This is a genomic window from Kribbella sp. NPDC050281 (assembly GCF_040655855.1).
GTDB lineage: Bacteria > Actinomycetota > Actinomycetes > Propionibacteriales > Kribbellaceae > Kribbella.
Genome location: NZ_JBFAKS010000018.1, coordinates 71,199 through 86,913, shown reverse-complemented (window position 1 = coordinate 86,913; position 15,715 = coordinate 71,199). Strand labels below are relative to the sequence as shown.

Here is a 15,715-nt window from a genome sequence, read left to right as displayed (position 1 = left end):
GGATGACCGACATGAGTTCGCCCTCGGCCATCGACAAGACGCTGATGGTGCTCGACGCCGTCCTGGAGCACTCGCGCTTCACCGACGTCGTGAACGCGACCGGCCTGGCCAAGTCGACGGTGCACAGGATCATGGCGTCGCTGGTGGAGCACGAGTTCGTCGCCCAGGCCGACGACGGGTCGTACCACCCGGGACCGAAGGCGCTCCGGCTCGCCGGTCACGCCCTCACCAACGTCGACCTGGCGACCGTCGCCCGGCCGGTCCTCGCGGATCTCGTCGCGCAGACCCGCTGCACGGTGCACGTCGGCCTGCTCAACGGTGACGAGGCGATCTACGTCGCTCGCCTCGACGGCCCGAAGCCGTACCGGATGCCGTCTCGCGTGGGCAAGGCGTTCTGGCTGCACTGCACCGGCATCGGCAAGGCGCTGCTGGCCGAGAAGGACGATGAGGCCCTCGACGCGCACATCACCCGCACCGGCCTGCCGGCCCGCACTCCCCTGACCCATACGACCGCGGCCGCGCTCAAGGCCGACCTCGCCCAGGTCCGGACCCGCGGCTACGCGTTGGACGACGAGGAGAACGAACCGGGCATCCGCTGCGTCGCTTCGGTCATCCACGACCACACAGGTACGGCGATCGCCGCCGTCAGCATCTCCACCCTGTCTCTGGAGCAATCCATCGCCCAGGTGGCGCTGATGGCTCCCGCCGCGATCGAAGCCGCGCGCAAGATCTCCGCGGCCCTCGGCTACATGGAGCCCACAGGCTAACTCGTGACGCTGGTGTAGCGGCGGAGTCCGCGGCGCCAGATCAGCCACGTCACTGCGCTGGTGCCACCGGCAACAGCGACTGCGGCAACCACGCCTCCGCCCATGAGTGCTTCGACCGGCACGGTGGCGATCAATGCCACGGGCAATGCGTAGGTGAAGGCAACCCGCAGTACAGGGCTGTAAATCTGGACCGGGTACCGAGCGAATTGCCAGACCGCGTCGTACAGCACATCGAGGTCGAGCCCGAACGCCCAGAACACCACTGACGCCAGCATCAACCGCGTCGCCCACATGACGACGGTCGCCGCGGCCACCACCACGAGCCAGCCGAGGACTCCGGTCGCCGTGATTGTCAGGCCCGCCCGCGCGATCCCGCCGATCACGATGCACAGCCCGACTCCGACCTGGATCAACGCCAGCGGAGCAAAGGCTCCGAAGCTGGCCAGGAAGATGGCCGGCGCCGGCTGCAGCAGCACGGCGTCGAACTGCCCGTTCTTCACCTGGCCGCCGAACCACGCCAGGTTCGGTTCGACGAACGTACTGCGAAGTCCGGTGACGACCTGGAATGTGCCGAGCAGCACTGTCGCCTCACCCGCAGACCAACCGCCGAGCGAGGCCGTGCGGCTGAAGACCATGCCGAGAGCGGCCAACGATGCGGCAGCGCCGATGCAGGTGGTGACGAGTTCGAAGAACATGTCCGCGCGGAACGCCAAGGTGCGCCGCAGCGACAGGGAGAACAGCGCCCCGAAGAGCCTGATGAGTCTGAACACCTATCCTCCGAAGGCAGTGAAACGACGGACCGCGCGCCGCCAGACGACGACGGCGATCACGATGAAGGCGACCAGCCAGCCGGCCTGTGTCGCGTAGACGTGGAGCGGCTCCCGGATGTTGCCAGCGGCAACCTCGGCCGGGGCACCCAGCATCGACCAGAACGGCAGGACCACGCCGATCTCCCGGAGCGGACCGACCAGGTAGGTCAGCGGCGCCGCGGTGCCACCCAGCAGGAAGATCAACGTCTCCCCCACCCCGACCGCACCGTGCGCGCGCTGCATCCACACGGCCGACAGTGCCAGCGTGTAGGTGAAGACGAAGCGCAGCGCCGCGGCCAGTACGACGGCAGGCAACGCCAGCAGGAGATCGAGGCCACGCAAGGAGACGCCGGCGAACAGACCGACGATCACGATGACCGGCAGGCCGAACAGCAGATGCCAGAACCGCAACGCGAGGTTGGTGGCCAGCAAATCGAGGACCACCGGTCGCGGCTTCACCAGTTCGGCCGCGAACTCACCGCCGTAGATCGCGTTCGCCAGCGTGTGGTGCTCGAACGAGACCGTCACCAGTTGAACGGCGAGGAGGACAACGTAGTACGTCGTGATGCCGCTGCTCCCGGGGACGGCGGAGGACCAGACGAAGAGGCCTAGCAGCGGCGTCACCGTCTGGCCGGCCACCAGGGTGATCACGAAGGACCGGAAGCTCCACCACTCCACCGAGCTGCGCCAGATCCCCGCCCGAAGCAGACGAAGGGTGCGCGCGGTCACCGAGCCCCGTCCCGATACAACCGGTCCAGTACGACGTCGAGCGCCGGATCCACGAGGTCCGGTGCAAGGGTCATGCTCAGCGCGCCGAGGTCGCCGTCGTACCGGATGCGGCCGTGGTCGATCAGGATGACCCGGCGGCACAGCGCCTCCACGTCGGCCATGTAGTGACTGGTCAGCAGGATCGTTGCCCCGGTCCGGGCGGCGTACTCGGCGACGAACCGGCGGAGCGTCGCGGCGGCCGAGACGTCGAGTCCCAACGTCGGTTCGTCGAGGAACAGGACCTTGGGCCGGTAGACCATCGCCATCGCCAAGCCGGCCCGCATCCGCTCGCCGAGGCTCAACGCCCGCACCTGGCGCGGCAGCAGCGCGCTGATGTCGAGCAGGTCGACGAGTTCGTCCACGGCAACCCGGAAGTCCTCGCGCGGCACCTCGTACAGCAGTTGCTGATAGCGGAGAGAGTCCATGACCGTCAGCTCCGCGGGACCGCCGATCGGCTGGCTCCCGCGGATCAGGGCGATCGTTCGCAGATAGCTCCGGCGCCGCTGCCAGGGCTCGGAACCAAGCACCCGGACGTCTCCGGTGGTGGGATGCAGGATGCCGGCGAGGATCTTCATGGTCGTGGTCTTGCCGGCGCCGTTCGGCCCGAGGAAGCCGACCACCTCGCCCGCGGCCAGCCCGAAGGTCAGGTCCGTCACCGCGTCGATCTCGCGGTACTCGCGCCGTACCACCGAGCGGAGCGCTGCCCGCAGACCGGCCGGGCGGACCGGTGCGCGGTACCGCATCCCCAGCCGGTCGACCCACACTGTTCTCGCCTCGTCAACACTCATAGGCTCAACCTAGAAAGCTGATGCAAGATGAAGGGTTTGGTGGGATCGAGGTGCGTCACCCAGGCGCTGAGGAGGCGAAAAGCCTTCATCTGCACTCGAAGCAGTACCTGCGCCCGATCGACCTGGCACGGGTGGCCGGCCTATCGGTCACGCAGATCCGCACCTACGAGAAGGTCGGCTTCCTGCCACCGGCCGAGCGCGGACCGAACGGATACCGCCGCTACACCGACGAGCACGTCGAGGCCTTGCGGGTCGCTCGCATCGTGATCGCCGGCTACGGCTGGCAGCCTGCCCTCGACGTCATGCGCGCGATCCACGCGAGCGACCGAACGGCAGTGCTCGACCTGGTCAACGCCGCCCACGCCGCCCTGGACCATCAGCGCGTCCGTACACAGGCCGCACTCGACGCGATCGAGTCAGCCCTTCGCCCGACCACCTCGCATCTGCGGACCCGCCGCCTCCGGATCACGGAAGCTGCCGCGATAGCCGGCGTCAGGCCGTCGGCGGTGCGGTTCTGGGAGCAGCAAGGGCTCCTGCAACCGGAGCGCGAGGCGTCCACGGCGTACCGGATCTACAGCCCGGAGCAGTTGAGACGGTTGACAGTCGTTGCGCTGCTGCGGGACGTCGGGCAGCGGTTCGACGTGATTCGAGACGTCCTGGACGAGCTCTCACAGGGCCGCCCCGACCAGGTCAGACGTGCTCTGCACGAGCGCCTCGACATCCTCGAGGACCGAACGTGGCGCTGCATCGAAGCAACCGCCACGATCCACCGCTACATGACCAACTGAGCCGTACGCCGTGCGCCGGCCCACCTGACGACGGGGACGAAGAGGACGCCGGCCACGGCGAACCAGACGCCCAGGATGATCCAGCCGGGGACTCCGAGGCCGAGTGGGAGCAGGGCCAGGACGGTTGGGGCGACCATGGTGCTGATGGACATGCTGGTGTTCCAGACGCCTTGGTACTGGCCTTGGGCGTGCTCGGCGGCGAGTTCGAAGCCGAGCAGGAACGAGCCGGAGGACTGCAGGAGCTCGCCGGCCACCTGGACCAGAGCACCGAGGGCGAGCAGGCCGACCGCGACCGCGGCGTTCCCCCAGGAGGCGCCGGCGAACAGGATCATCGATGCCAGGAGCAACAGTCCGGCGGTCCGGGTGGCCCGCGCGGCCGTGGTCAGATCCGAGATCCCGCGCGAGGACCGGACCTGGAAGAGCGCGACCACCACGGTGTTGATGATGAGCGTCACGGCGACCATCCAGCGCGGCGCCTCGGTGTGATCGACCACCCAGAGCGGGATCGCGACGTCGAAGATGGCGTAGTGGATCGACATCGCGGCGTTCAGCGCGGCCACCGCCAGATACCCACGATCGCGCAGGGCGACCCAGACCGGTCCGTCGTCGCTTCGTTCAACCGGTGGCACAGCAGGGACCGCCAGTACGACGAACGCCGCGATCGCACTGAGCATCGCGTCGAGCACGAACATCAGGCGGTACGCCGTACCTGTGTCGAAGTGCAGGGCGAACGCACCGATTCCGGCGCCGGCCATGATGCCGATGTTGGTCACCGCCCGCAGGTAGGCACGGGCGGCAACCCGGCCTGCGCCTTGCGTGATCGCGGCGATCAGCGCGCCCCGGACGGCCCCCGCTCCCCGGTCGAAGGCAGTCAGCACGATCGACACGATCAGGAACTGCCAGAAGGTGTCCACCAGCAGGTAGAGCAGCGACACCCCGCAGAGCATCAGGCTCAGGACGACGAACAGAGTGCGCGGACCCCGGCGATCGGCCAGATGCCCCATCGGCACCGCTGACAGCAGACCGAACAGGCCGGCGACGGTGAGCCCGAGTCCGACCTGCGCGATGGACAATCCGACGATCCGGGTGAAGTACAGCACGCTGACCGTCATCAGCAGCCCGTTGCCGACCCGGCTGAGCAGGGTGGCCAGTGCGAGCGGGCGAAGCGGTCCAGGTGCGGGCAGCAGGCCGCTCATGCGCGCGCCGCGACGCGCTGCGCGGTCTCACGGAGCTCATCCATCAGATCGACGCCGGAGTCCAGCATCCGCTGCATCTTCTCCGGTTCCTGCCGGCCGAACATGACGCCGATGGTGACCTCATGCTCCGGCCGGCTCAGCACCTCGACCGGATCACCGGCACCGATCGATCCGGTCCGCAGTACCTTCAGATAGGCGCCCGGACGGCCGGCCTGATGGAATCGCCTGACCCAGTGCGGCTCCTGCATCCTGTGCTGGAACGTGATGCACGGGATCCGCGGCGCGCGGACCATCACCTCGACCTCGGCACCGATCCGCCAGGTCTCGCCCAGCAACGCGCCGGTGATGTCGAGGCCCTCGGTGCGCAGGTTCTCACCGAACAGACCGGTCGGGATCTCCCGGCCCAGTTGCGCGGACCACCAGTTCGCGTCCTCGTCGGCGTACGCGTAGATCGCCAGGTCCGGGCCGCCGTGGTTCTTGGTGTCGCACACCCTGTCACCGGTCAGCCCGAGCTTGCCGACCTGTACGCGGCCCGCCTGCGGTCGTTTGTCGATGGCGGTGAGTCCGGTCTCCTTCGGACCCGGAATCAGTTTCTCCACAACGTTGACCGTCAGCACCCGCATACCGGGCATACTCCCTCGCCCGGCGTGCGGTCTCCACCGAATTTCTAGGGCGTGTCTCCCAATTCCACGCCGTAGCGAGCAGGTGCTCGGCGGAGTGCCTCGGTGAGCTGGAGCGGAGGGTTCGATGTGGTTCCATCGTGCCCTTCGCTCCAGCTCAGCGAGGTGCCCGCCGAGTGCCGCGCAGTAGGCGTGGGATTGGGAGACACGCCCTAGGCCTGGATGGCTTTCACGATCGCGATGTTGCGGGTGAGCCAGTCCTGAGGCAGGGACTCGTCGGCATCCTCCAGCGTCCACAGGACGTTGAGCATCTGCCGGACGATCACCCAATCGCGGGCGCGCTCCTCGTCCAGGCCGGCAGCGTCGATCGCCGTGTAGAAACGCTGTTTGACCGCGAACCGAAGGTCGCCGGAGGCAACGATCTCGTCCCAGCGGTTCCAGATCAGCGGCGCGACCTCGAAGTGCGGGTCGCCGGACAGCGGCTTCGGGTCGATCACCAGCCACGGCTCGCGTTCTGCTGCCAGCATATTCTCGTAGTGCAGATCGGTGTGGATCAGCCGGCCGTCGGTGTCCGGGTCGGCGACGAAGTCCTCAGACAGCGCGATCGCCTGCTCGACGTACCGATGCGGCACCGGCGCCGAGGCCGGCAACTGCCGGAACCGCTCGAGCCACCGCTTCAACTCACCCGACAACGTCCGGAACTGCGGTCCGGCCGGGACATGCAACCGCTTGTAGGTGCTGCCAACGATCTCGCAGGCGTCGAGGGCATCGATCGTGGTCAGGTCCCGCGGTTCCAGCCGCTCGAGCAGCAACGCGAACCGCCGCGGATCGGCCCGCAGCAACTGGACCACGCCGTTCCCGGCCCACGCCCGCAGCGCGAGATGCTCGGTCTCCGCCTCCCAGTGCGGGAACTGCACCTTCAGTACGGCGCGCTGCCCGTCCGCCGTCGTCACCGGGACGACCAGAGCACAGTTCCCGTACGCCGGCGTACCGTCGACGCGCAACTGCCACTCGTCGAGCAGTTCGCGGGTCAGCCGGGGCAGACGATCGAGCCAGTCCGCCCAGTCCTGACCTCGCGACGCGACGACCAGCAACCCGGCGGGGATCTCGACCGGCACTACTTCTTGGCCTTCTCCCCGGTGTCGGTGGTACGCAGAGCGGCGATGAAGGCCTCCTGCGGTACCTCGACCCGGCCGACCATCTTCATCCGCTTCTTGCCTTCCTTCTGCTTCTCCAGCAGCTTGCGCTTACGGGTGATGTCACCGCCGTAGCACTTGGCCAGCACGTCCTTGCGCATCGCGCGGATCGACTCGCGGGCGATGATGCGGGACCCGATCGCCGCCTGGATCGGCACCTCGAACTGCTGCCTGGGGATCAGTTCCTTCAGCTTGCCGGCCAGCGCCACGCCGTAGGAGTACGCGTTGTCGCGGTGCACGATCGCCGAGAACGCATCGACTGTCTCGCCCTGCAGCAGGATGTCCACCTTGACCAATGCGGCGGCCTGCTCACCGGTCGGCTCGTAGTCGAGCGACGCGTAGCCCTTGGTCTTCGACTTCAGCTGGTCGAAGAAGTCGAAGACGATCTCGGCCAGCGGCAGCGTGTAGCGGAGCTCGACCCGGTCCTCGGACAGGTAGTCCATGCCCTGCAGGTTGCCCCGCTTGGTCTGGCACAGCTCCATGATCACGCCGATGAAGTCCTTGGGGCTGAGGATGGTCGCCTTCACCACCGGCTCGTAGATCTCGGCGATCTTGCCTTCCGGGAACTCGCTCGGGTTGGTGACGACATGCTCCTTGCCGTCCTCCATCTCGACCCGGTAGACGACGTTCGGCGCGGTCGAGATCAGGTCGAGGTCGAACTCACGCTCGAGCCGCTCACGGACGATCTCCATGTGCAGCAGCCCGAGGAAGCCGCAGCGGAACCCGAACCCGAGCGCGCCCGAAGTCTCCGGCTCGTACTGCAGGGCCGCGTCGTTCAGCTGCAGCCGCTCCAGCGCGTCCCGCAGCGTCGGGTAGTCGTCGCCGTCGATCGGGAACAGCCCGGAGTACACCATCGGCTGCGGATGCTTGTATCCGCCGAGTGCTTCCGTCGCACCGTGCACGGCCGCGGTGACGGTGTCACCGACCCGGGACTGGCGGACGTCCTTCACGCCGGTGATCAGGTAACCGACCTCACCCACACCGATACTCGGCGTCTTCATCGGCTCCGGCGAGATCACCCCGACCTCGAGCATCTCGTGCACCGCGCCGGTCGACATCATCTTGATCCGGTCGCGGTGGGTCAGCTCGCCGTCGACCACCCGGACGTAGGTGACCACGCCGCGGTAGGTGTCGTAGACCGAGTCGAAGATCAGGGCCCGCGGCGGCGCGTCCTTGACGCCCTTCGGCGGCTCGACCTGCGCGACGATCTCGCTGAGCAGGTCCTCGACGCCCTCGCCGGTCTTCGCCGACACCTTCAGGACGTCGGACGGGTCGCAGCCGATGATGTGGGCCAGCTCGGCCGCGTACTTCTCCGGCTGTGCGCTGGGCAGGTCGATCTTGTTCAGCACCGGGATGATGTGAAGGTCCGCGTTCAGCGCGAGGTACAGGTTCGCCAGCGTCTGCGCCTCGATGCCCTGCGCGGCGTCGACCAGCAGCACCGCGCCCTCACACGCCTCCAGCGACCGCGACACCTCGTAGGTGAAGTCGACGTGCCCGGGGGTGTCGATCATGTTCAGGATGTACGTCGTACCGTCCGGGGCGAGCAGACCGCCCGGGGTGTCCGGTCCAGGCGCGAACGGCAGCCGGACCGCCTGCGACTTGATCGTGATGCCGCGTTCGCGCTCGATGTCCATCCGGTCCAGGTACTGCGCCCGCATCGAGCGGTCGTCGACCACCCCGGTGATCTGCAGCATCCGGTCGGCCAGCGTCGACTTGCCGTGGTCGATGTGGGCGATGATGCAGAAGTTCCGGATCAGCGACGGGTCGGTACGACCTGGCTGAGGCACGGTCGTGGGGCCAGCGGGCACGGAGGGGGTCCAGTTCAGCTCGGGTGACGGACAATCGGTCAATCATCCCATGCAGGGCCAGCGGATTCGAAAATCGCGAGCGGTCCGGGGCCTGGCGACCTACCGTTTGTGGGCATGGCGCACGCAGCTGGGGTCCGGTTGCCCTTCGAGGAGGTGCCCGCAGATGTGCGGGCGTGGGTCGAACGCGCGCTCGGGTCGGCGGTGGTCTCCGCCACGACCCAGCAGGGCGGGTTCTCCCCCGGCGTCGCCGCCCGCCTGGTGACCGCATCCGGCCGCCGCGCCTTCGTCAAGACCGTCGGTACGTCGCTCAACCCGAAGACCCCGACGCTGTTCCGCAACGAGATCGCCGCGATCCAGGGCGTCGGCCCGTTGCCGACGGCCCCGGCGCTGTACGACGTGTACGACGACGGCGACTGGGTCGGGCTGCTCCTGGAGGACATCGAGGGCTGGTTGCCGTCCCACCCGTGGGACCAGCACGAGGCCGACCGTGTCCTGGACGCTCTCGCCGAGCTGACCGCAGCGCTCGACCCTTCGCCGTGGCTGGCGGCGCCGGTCGCCGCCGTACGGAGTGAGGAGTTCCTGAGCCGGTGGGACAGCGTCATCTCGGACGGGCTCGACGTACCCGACTGGGTGGGCGGACGCGAGGAAGAGCTGGCAGAGCTGTCGCGGATCGGGCTGCGGGCTCTGGCGGAGGGCAAAGCGCTGGCGCACTGGGACCTGCGGGCCGACAACATCATCCTCACCGACGACCGGGTGGTCTTCATCGACTGGGCGCACGCAGCGTTGGCGCCGCCCTGGACCGACGAGGTCATCCTGCACGCGGACATGCGTGAGTCGGTCCAGTTGCCTGAGCTGCCCGACGACGTGGGGATCACTGGGTTCCTGGCCGCCATCGCCGGCGGGCTGTGGTGGGGCGCGGCCCAGCCGGCCCCACCCGGCCTACCAACCATCCGGTCCTGGCAGCGCAAACACGCCCTGATCCACCTGGACTGGGTGCGGGAGCGGCTGTCCTGAACCGGAGTGCAGCCGCTCGTGACCGCCGAGCACGACGAGGTCATCGCCGCAGTACAGCCCTGATTCCTGGACATCGGCTCAGCATGTGACAACGTGCTGAGCCGATGTCAGCTGTCGACCCGGACGAGGGTCGATCCGGAGCCGTCGGCGCCGTCGGAGTAGTGCAGCTGGCCGAGGTACCGCATGCCGGCGGTCAGACCGGTCCAGGAGGCTGTGACCGTGGTCTGGCCGGCTACCTGGACCTGCTGAGTGGCTGGGGTGACGGTCAGGTTGTCCTCGGACTTCTGGAGCTCCCAGTGGTTGAGCTTCACCTGCTGCTGGTCGGCTCCGGCGAACAGGTCGACGTATACGTCCACTGGTCCACCGGCGGGCTGTGCGAGGTCGACCTGTTCCTCGGCCGAGCCGCCGGTGCTGCTGCCGAGCAGCGTCGCCGTACCGGCCTTGTAGACGAAGACATCCAGGTCCGTGCCGGCTGGGTAGTCCGCGTCGAACGTGGAGAACCGGGCGTACTTCACACCGGCCTGGACGCTCACGGTGAACTTGGCGACGTGGTCGTTGACCTGCGGGTTCGCGGTCGGGAACGACACCCCGCCCGGGTTCTTCAGGTCGGCCTCGGCGGTGGTCGCTGCCGTCAGGCCGGCCGCGGTCGTGTTGAGTGTGCCGGAGTACCCGGCGGTGATGGGCACCTGCACGGACCCTGCGGTCCCGGTCCCCGTGACCTGCGTTGGTGCCTTGACCGTGAGCGGCTTGATCGCCAGCGTGCTGGTCACCGCATGCTGGTTCGACTTCCAGGTCAGCTTGCCGAACGAGTACTGCTCGAGCGGCGCACCCGTGTTTTCGAAGGTGACCTTGTACGTCGCCGTGTGGCCGGGCAGCGTGATCAGGATGCGCGGTGTCACGGTCACCTTGACCTTGGCCAGACCTTCGACCTTCGGGGAGTAGATCTCAGGGAGTTGGCCGACGTTCGTCACGGTGCGGGTCACGGTCTGCTTGCCGGCCAGGTCTCCGACCGCGATCGTCGGGTAGTTCAGGTCGCTCGGATCGATCTTGCCGCCCGCACACAGCTCGTGCGTCGCCGGCACCTGGCCGGAGCCGCAGACGAACTTGGCCCAGTCGGCGTACGACGAGTCGTAGACCAGGCCAGGGTCCATCGCCTTCTTCGGCTGCACGAGGCCGGCGCCGTACCCGAACGGGTTGGCCTCTGAGCCCGACTCGTTGCGGATCGGTTTGCCGCTGGTGTCCTGATCGGTGCCGGTGGTCAGCAGCGCCGACTTGATCGCCATCGGCGACCAGTCCGGGTGCCGGCCCTTCAGCACCGCCGCGGCACCGGCGATGTGCGGCGACGCCATCGACGTACCGCTCATGAACGCGTACTCGCCACCGGCCGCGCTGAAGGCGGTCGTCGCGGCGAGCACATTGGTGCCCGGCGCCATGATGTCCGGCTTGAGCAGGTCACCGTTGCCGGCCGGGGACGGCCCGCGGCTGGACGAGGTCGCGACCTTCGGTGCGGTCACGCGGACCGGCGTACCGGGGCCGATCGTGGCGGTCGGGTTCGCTGTACCGCCGACGTACGCCTTGACCGCGGGCGCGACCTTGTCGTCGAGGTGCACGGTCGGCACCGTGTGCAGGTCAGCGTCCAGCGTGCCCGGGGTGATGTTGAGCAGGATCATGCCGACGCCGCCGGCGGCCTTGACCTGCTTGCTCTTGTCCACGCGATCGCTGACGCCGCGGTCGCAGACGACGATCTTGCCTTTGGCCTTGGCGGGGTCGAGCGTGCCCGGCTGGCAGCGCGCGAGGGTCGCCGGGTCAGCTCCGGCGAGTCCGGCGTCCTTGGCAAGCGTCACGGGTGCTTGTGGTGTGCCGGCGCCGATGCCCGCGCCGGTGTACGTCTTGCCGTCGCCGAGGGTGACAGTGGTCTGGATGTCGCGGTCATGGGTGCCGTTGGCAACCGTCGTCACCCAGGGGTAGTTCTTGCCGACGGTGCCGACGCCCGGACCGGTGTTGCCGGCGCTCGTGGCCACGAACACGCCCGCCTTCGCGGCCCGCAGGAACGCCAGGCCGGTGGCGTTCACGTACGTCGAGCCGGAGCCGGAGACCGAGTAGTTGATCACGTCCACACCGTCCGCGACCGCTGTGTCGATACCGGCGACGATGTCCGCGTCGGTGCCGGTGCCGCCACCACTCTGGTCGACTGCCCACAGCACCTTGTAGATCGCCAACCGCGCGTGCGGGGCGATGCCGGAACCCTTGCCGTAGTCCCGGCCCATGACGCTCATCTCGACGCCGTGGTTGCCGCCCGCCGTACTGGCCGTGTGGGTGCCGTGACCGCCGTAGTCCCGCGGCGACTTGAACTCCTCCGCGATCGGGCGGCTGCCGATGCCTTTGTCGAAGTACCGGGCGCCGATCACCTTGTTGTTGCAGGTGACGGGCGCCTCCTCACCGGCCTGGCAGGTGCCCTTCCACTTCTTCGCGACGATCGCGTCCGACCGCTTGCTGGTCTTCATCGGCGCGAAGCTCTCCCGCTCGGGGACGAAGCCCGAGTCGATGACGCCGATGATCACGCCGTCGCCGGCCCGGTCGACCCCACCGGCCTGCTGCCAAGCTCCACCCTCGCCGGACATCCCCAGGAAGCGTGGGGTGTCCACGGTGTCCTGCCGTTGGAGCTCGTTCGGCTCGACGCTCTTCACTCCGGACGACCTGGCCAGCTTGACGGCTTCGTCGTACGACATCTGCGCGGAGAAACCGGAGTACGTGTAGCTGTAGTCGTACAGCTTCCTCACGCCGGGGACCGTCTCCAGAAGCGTTTGGCGCTCCTCGGCCAGGTGCTTGACGTACCTGACGACCTGGCTGGCCGTCTTCACCAACTTCCCGCCCGGCAGCACGCGTGTGGCAGGCAGTCCGGCGATGTCACCGCCGTACTCGGCCACCGGTGCGTCATCGAGCTGGACGATGTACGAGCCGGTGTCGGATCGCTTGACCAGTGGATCAGCCGCCGCCGGTGTCTCACCACTCTGCAATGCGTTGGCCGCACGGGCGATGAGCGGAACACCAGCCAGCGACGCAACAAGCGCAGTGACCACGACGATCGGCGTACGACGAAACACAAATCTCCTCCGGGAGCGACGGAGCGCCCGAGTATGCCGTCCGGTAGTCGCTATGTCACGCTCGGGCAGAATGCGTGGCGGCGGAGGAGACTGATGGCGGACTTGGCGGAATCCATTGCGGTGGGGGCGTCGGCGGAGCGGCTTTATGGGCTGGTCAGTGATCTGCCTCGGATGGGTGAGTGGAGTCCGGAGTGCACTCGGGTGAGTTGGGCCTCGGGTACGGCGGGGCCGGTGGTGGGGGCACGGTTTGTCGGGCACAACCGGGTGGGTGCGCTGCGGTGGTTCACGCAAGGGCGTGTGGTGGAGGCTGAGCCGGGGCGGCGGTTCGCGTTCTGGATTCACTTCGGGCCGGTGCCGATCTCGCTGTGGGCCTATGAGTTCGCGGCGACCGCCGACGGGTGTGAGGTGACCGAGTCGTGGACGGACCGTCGGCCGGTGGTGATGCGGACGGTGTTTCAGCGTGTGTTCGGGGATCGGACGCGGCTCAACCGGCGCGGGATCCGGGTGACCCTCGAGCGGCTCAAAGCCGCGGCAGAGGTGGACTGACGTCGCCGCTCACGTCGCCGCTCACGTCGCCGCTTCCGTCGCCGCTTCCGTCGCCGCTTCCGTCGCCGCGTAGGTCGCCGCCGGGGTGGCTGGGTTTGGAGCTGACGGTGGCTTGTTGGTAATCTGGCTCTTCGCGCACCCACGGGTGGTGTTCAGCCGTGCGCGCGACACCTTCCTGTTAATGACCGCATACTCCTGATCGAGGCTCTGCTCACGTGGCGAACATCAAGTCCCAGATCAAGCGCAACCGCCAGAACGAGGCTGCGCGACTTCGCAACAAGTCGGTGAAGTCGACCCTCAAGACGGCTGTGCGCCGCTTCCGCGAGGCCGCCGAGACCGGCGACTCCGCGAAGGCGCAGGAGCACGCCCGCGTGGCCGGCCGCCTGCTCGACAAGGCCGTCAGCAAGGGCGTCATCCACGCCAACCAGGCCGCCAACCGCAAGTCGGCCATCTTCAAGAAGGCCGCCTCTCTCTGAGGCAGCCCGCCAACGATCGGCCCGTCCTGAGACCGGCCGATCGTTTTGCGTGCCCGAACCTCTACGCTCGCGCGCCCGGCACTCCTCGGCTTGCGTGCTCGGACTCGGGTCGCGCGCCCGGCAGTCTCGGCTTGCGTGCTCGGAGGCGCCCGGCGTGCGCGGCCGAGCGGCCGCGGTCACCGGCGGCCGTGGGAGCGGCTGACGGTGATGACCATCCGCTCGAGGGCGTAGCCGGCGTCGCCTGAGGCACCCTTCACGTCGGCGTCGGCCTGGGCCACCGCCTTGATCGCGGTCGCCAGCCCGCCCGGGGTCCACCCGCGGACCTGCTGCTTCAACTGCTTCAGCTTCCACGGCGGTACGCCGACCTCCCGGGCCAGGTCCGCCTCGCGAAGCCCGCCCGGGGCACTCGAGAACTTCGCCAACCCGCGCAGACCGCCCGCCATCGCGCTCGTCACCAGCACCGGCGCGACGCCACAGTCCAGCGCCCACCGCAACTGCTCCAGAGCCGGCTCGGTCCGGCCCGCGATCGCCGCATCCGCGACCGCGAAGCTCGTCACCTCAGCACGACCACCGAAGTACTGCCCGATCAGCTCGGCCGTGACCGCCTGCCCGCCCGAGTCCGACACCAACTGGGAACACGCCCCCGCCAGCGCGCGCAGATCATGACCGACCGCGTCGACCAGCGCCGAGGACGCCCGCTCGTCCACGCTGCCGCCGAGCAGCCGGATCTCCCCGGCCACGAACTGCGGCAACTCCCACGCCTTCGGCGCGGTCGCCACGACCTCGCTGACCGATGCCTTGCGCAACTTGTCGAGGACGCCTTTGCCCTTCTGACCACCCGAGTGCACCAGCACGACCAGCACGTCGTCCGACGGGCTCCCGGCGTACTCCAGCAGGTGCGGGACCATGTCGGACGGCAGGTTCTCCAGCGCTCGCATGACCAGGACGCGCTCGCTCGCGAACAGCGAAGGCCCGGTCAGCTCCGCGAACACCCCTACGTCCAGCCCGGTCGCGTCGACGTCCGTCACCTCGATGTCGGCCTCGCCTTTGGACGCCGCCTCCTTGGACACCGCGGCGATCGCCGACTTGACGGCCCGGTCCGCGAGGAACGCCTCGGCACCGGTCACCAGCAGTACGTCGCCCAGCTTGGGCGCGGAACCCCTACGAGCAGCCACCCGGCCAGCATCCCATGTCGCGTCGACAGAAACTCGCTGGAGGTCGCTTGCACCAACCGGCAAGGATGGCGGCATGACCGACCCCGTTGCCCCTGTCGACGCCCTGATCCTGGTGGACCTGCAATCGGCCTTCGTCTCCGGCGAGAACGCCGTACCCGGAGCCGATCGTCTACTGGACCGGACGACCGAACTGCTCGACCGTGCGCGGGAGGCCGGGGCGGTCGTTGTGCACCTGCAGAACGACGGTGCGCCCGGCGCGGCCGACGAGCCGGGGACGCGGGGCTGGGAGTTGTACCTGCCGGTGAAGCCGGGGCCGCGTGAGCAGGTGATTCGCAAGCCCCGGGACGACGGCTTCGACGCGACACCGCTCGGTCAGCTCCTGATCGCGGCGGGCGTGAGGTCGATCGCGATCTGCGGCGTGATGTCCGAGATGTGCGTACAGGCCACCGCGCGAACTGCCCTGGCCCGCGGCTACCGCGTCGTCCTCCCGTACGACGCGCACGGCACCTACGACATCCCCGCTGTCACTGGCATCAGCGACGAAGTCCCGGCCCAGGTGGTCTCCCGAGTAGCCGCGTGGTCCCTCGGCGACGAACCGGAAAGCACAGTCCCAGCCGCGGCCGTCACGTTCTCCTGACGCTCCTGGCGCCTGGCTCGTGC

Annotated in this window: 15 protein-coding genes; 6 read left to right on the top strand and 9 right to left on the bottom strand. The window is 68.5% G+C overall.

Translation table 11 applies throughout. The features are described from left to right. Positions 1-2 precede the first annotated feature (2 nt). On the top strand, positions 3-767 hold the full coding sequence (locus tag AB0I34_RS20870) for an IclR family transcriptional regulator (RefSeq protein WP_360447249.1): 765 nt from the start codon (positions 3-5) through the stop codon (positions 765-767). Here the strand turns inward: AB0I34_RS20870 and AB0I34_RS20865 are convergent. The 3 genes from AB0I34_RS20865 to AB0I34_RS20855 are packed head-to-tail and all read right to left on the bottom strand — an operon-like array spanning position 764 to position 3,132. Then, entirely contained in the window at positions 764-1,537 is a 774-nt protein-coding gene (locus AB0I34_RS20865) for an ABC-2 family transporter protein (RefSeq protein ID WP_360447247.1), read from the bottom strand. The two genes, AB0I34_RS20870 and AB0I34_RS20865, sit on opposite strands and share 4 nt — an antisense overlap. After that, positions 1,538-2,305: an ABC-2 family transporter protein gene (locus AB0I34_RS20860; RefSeq protein ID WP_360447245.1), complete on the bottom strand. Its 768-nt coding sequence runs from the start codon at positions 2,303-2,305 to the stop codon at positions 1,538-1,540. It abuts the gene before it with no gap. Beyond that, positions 2,302-3,132 (bottom strand): ATP-binding cassette domain-containing protein, encoded by an 831-nt coding sequence (locus AB0I34_RS20855; RefSeq protein WP_360447243.1) that lies wholly within the window; start codon positions 3,130-3,132, stop codon positions 2,302-2,304. The genes AB0I34_RS20860 and AB0I34_RS20855 overlap by 4 nt, the downstream gene beginning before the upstream one ends. A 50-nt stretch (positions 3,133-3,182) precedes the next feature. Here AB0I34_RS20855 and AB0I34_RS20850 point away from each other — a divergent pair, with 50 nt between their 5' ends. Further along, the gene (locus AB0I34_RS20850; protein WP_360447242.1) at positions 3,183-3,920 is read left to right on the top strand and encodes a MerR family transcriptional regulator; all 738 of its coding nucleotides are present in this window, start codon (positions 3,183-3,185) and stop codon (positions 3,918-3,920) included. On the opposite strand, the gene AB0I34_RS20845 is transcribed toward AB0I34_RS20850, so the two are convergent. From AB0I34_RS20845 to lepA, 4 genes are all read right to left on the bottom strand, one after another. Beyond that, positions 3,905-5,116 carry an MFS transporter gene (locus tag AB0I34_RS20845; protein ID WP_360447240.1) on the bottom strand — a complete coding sequence of 404 codons (1,212 nt, stop codon included), beginning with the start codon at positions 5,114-5,116 and terminating at the stop codon, positions 3,905-3,907. The genes AB0I34_RS20850 and AB0I34_RS20845 overlap by 16 nt on opposite strands. After that, positions 5,113-5,739, bottom strand: coding sequence for an MOSC domain-containing protein (locus tag AB0I34_RS20840; protein WP_360447238.1), 627 nt, complete (start codon positions 5,737-5,739; stop codon positions 5,113-5,115). Before AB0I34_RS20840 ends, AB0I34_RS20845 begins: the two co-directional genes overlap by 4 nt. 209 nt (positions 5,740-5,948) lie before the next feature. Next, the gene (locus AB0I34_RS20835; protein WP_360447236.1) at positions 5,949-6,854 is read right to left on the bottom strand and encodes an aminoglycoside phosphotransferase family protein; all 906 of its coding nucleotides are present in this window, start codon (positions 6,852-6,854) and stop codon (positions 5,949-5,951) included. Further along, positions 6,854-8,740 (bottom strand): translation elongation factor 4, encoded by a 1,887-nt coding sequence (gene lepA, locus AB0I34_RS20830; protein WP_360447234.1) that lies wholly within the window; start codon positions 8,738-8,740, stop codon positions 6,854-6,856. The genes AB0I34_RS20835 and lepA overlap by 1 nt, the downstream gene beginning before the upstream one ends. Positions 8,741-8,854: 114 nt before the next feature. Between lepA and AB0I34_RS20825 the strand changes: the two genes are divergently transcribed. Continuing rightward, positions 8,855-9,754, top strand: coding sequence for a hypothetical protein (locus AB0I34_RS20825; protein WP_360447232.1), 900 nt, complete (start codon positions 8,855-8,857; stop codon positions 9,752-9,754). 107 nt (positions 9,755-9,861) lie between these two features. Here the strand turns inward: AB0I34_RS20825 and AB0I34_RS20820 are convergent, their stop codons facing one another. Beyond that, on the bottom strand, positions 9,862-12,858 hold the full coding sequence (locus tag AB0I34_RS20820) for a S8 family serine peptidase (protein WP_360447230.1): 2,997 nt from the start codon (positions 12,856-12,858) through the stop codon (positions 9,862-9,864). 93 nt (positions 12,859-12,951) lie between these two features. On the opposite strand from AB0I34_RS20820, the gene AB0I34_RS20815 reads away from it, so the two are divergent. Further along, positions 12,952-13,404 carry an SRPBCC family protein gene (locus tag AB0I34_RS20815; RefSeq protein WP_360447228.1) on the top strand — a complete coding sequence of 151 codons (453 nt, stop codon included), beginning with the start codon at positions 12,952-12,954 and terminating at the stop codon, positions 13,402-13,404. A gap of 215 nt (positions 13,405-13,619) precedes the next feature. After that, a complete protein-coding gene (gene rpsT, locus AB0I34_RS20810) occupies positions 13,620-13,880 on the top strand; it encodes a 30S ribosomal protein S20 (protein ID WP_360447226.1) in 261 nt (86 codons plus the stop codon). Between the two features lie 176 nt (positions 13,881-14,056). Here the strand turns inward: rpsT and holA are convergent, their stop codons facing one another. Beyond that, positions 14,057-15,055, bottom strand: coding sequence for a DNA polymerase III subunit delta (holA, locus tag AB0I34_RS20805; RefSeq protein WP_360447224.1), 999 nt, complete (start codon positions 15,053-15,055; stop codon positions 14,057-14,059). Positions 15,056-15,128: 73 nt separating this feature from the next. Between holA and AB0I34_RS20800 the strand changes: the two genes are divergently transcribed. Next, positions 15,129-15,692: an isochorismatase family protein gene (locus AB0I34_RS20800; RefSeq protein WP_360447222.1), complete on the top strand. Its 564-nt coding sequence runs from the start codon at positions 15,129-15,131 to the stop codon at positions 15,690-15,692. The last annotated feature ends 23 nt before the right edge of the window (positions 15,693-15,715 follow it).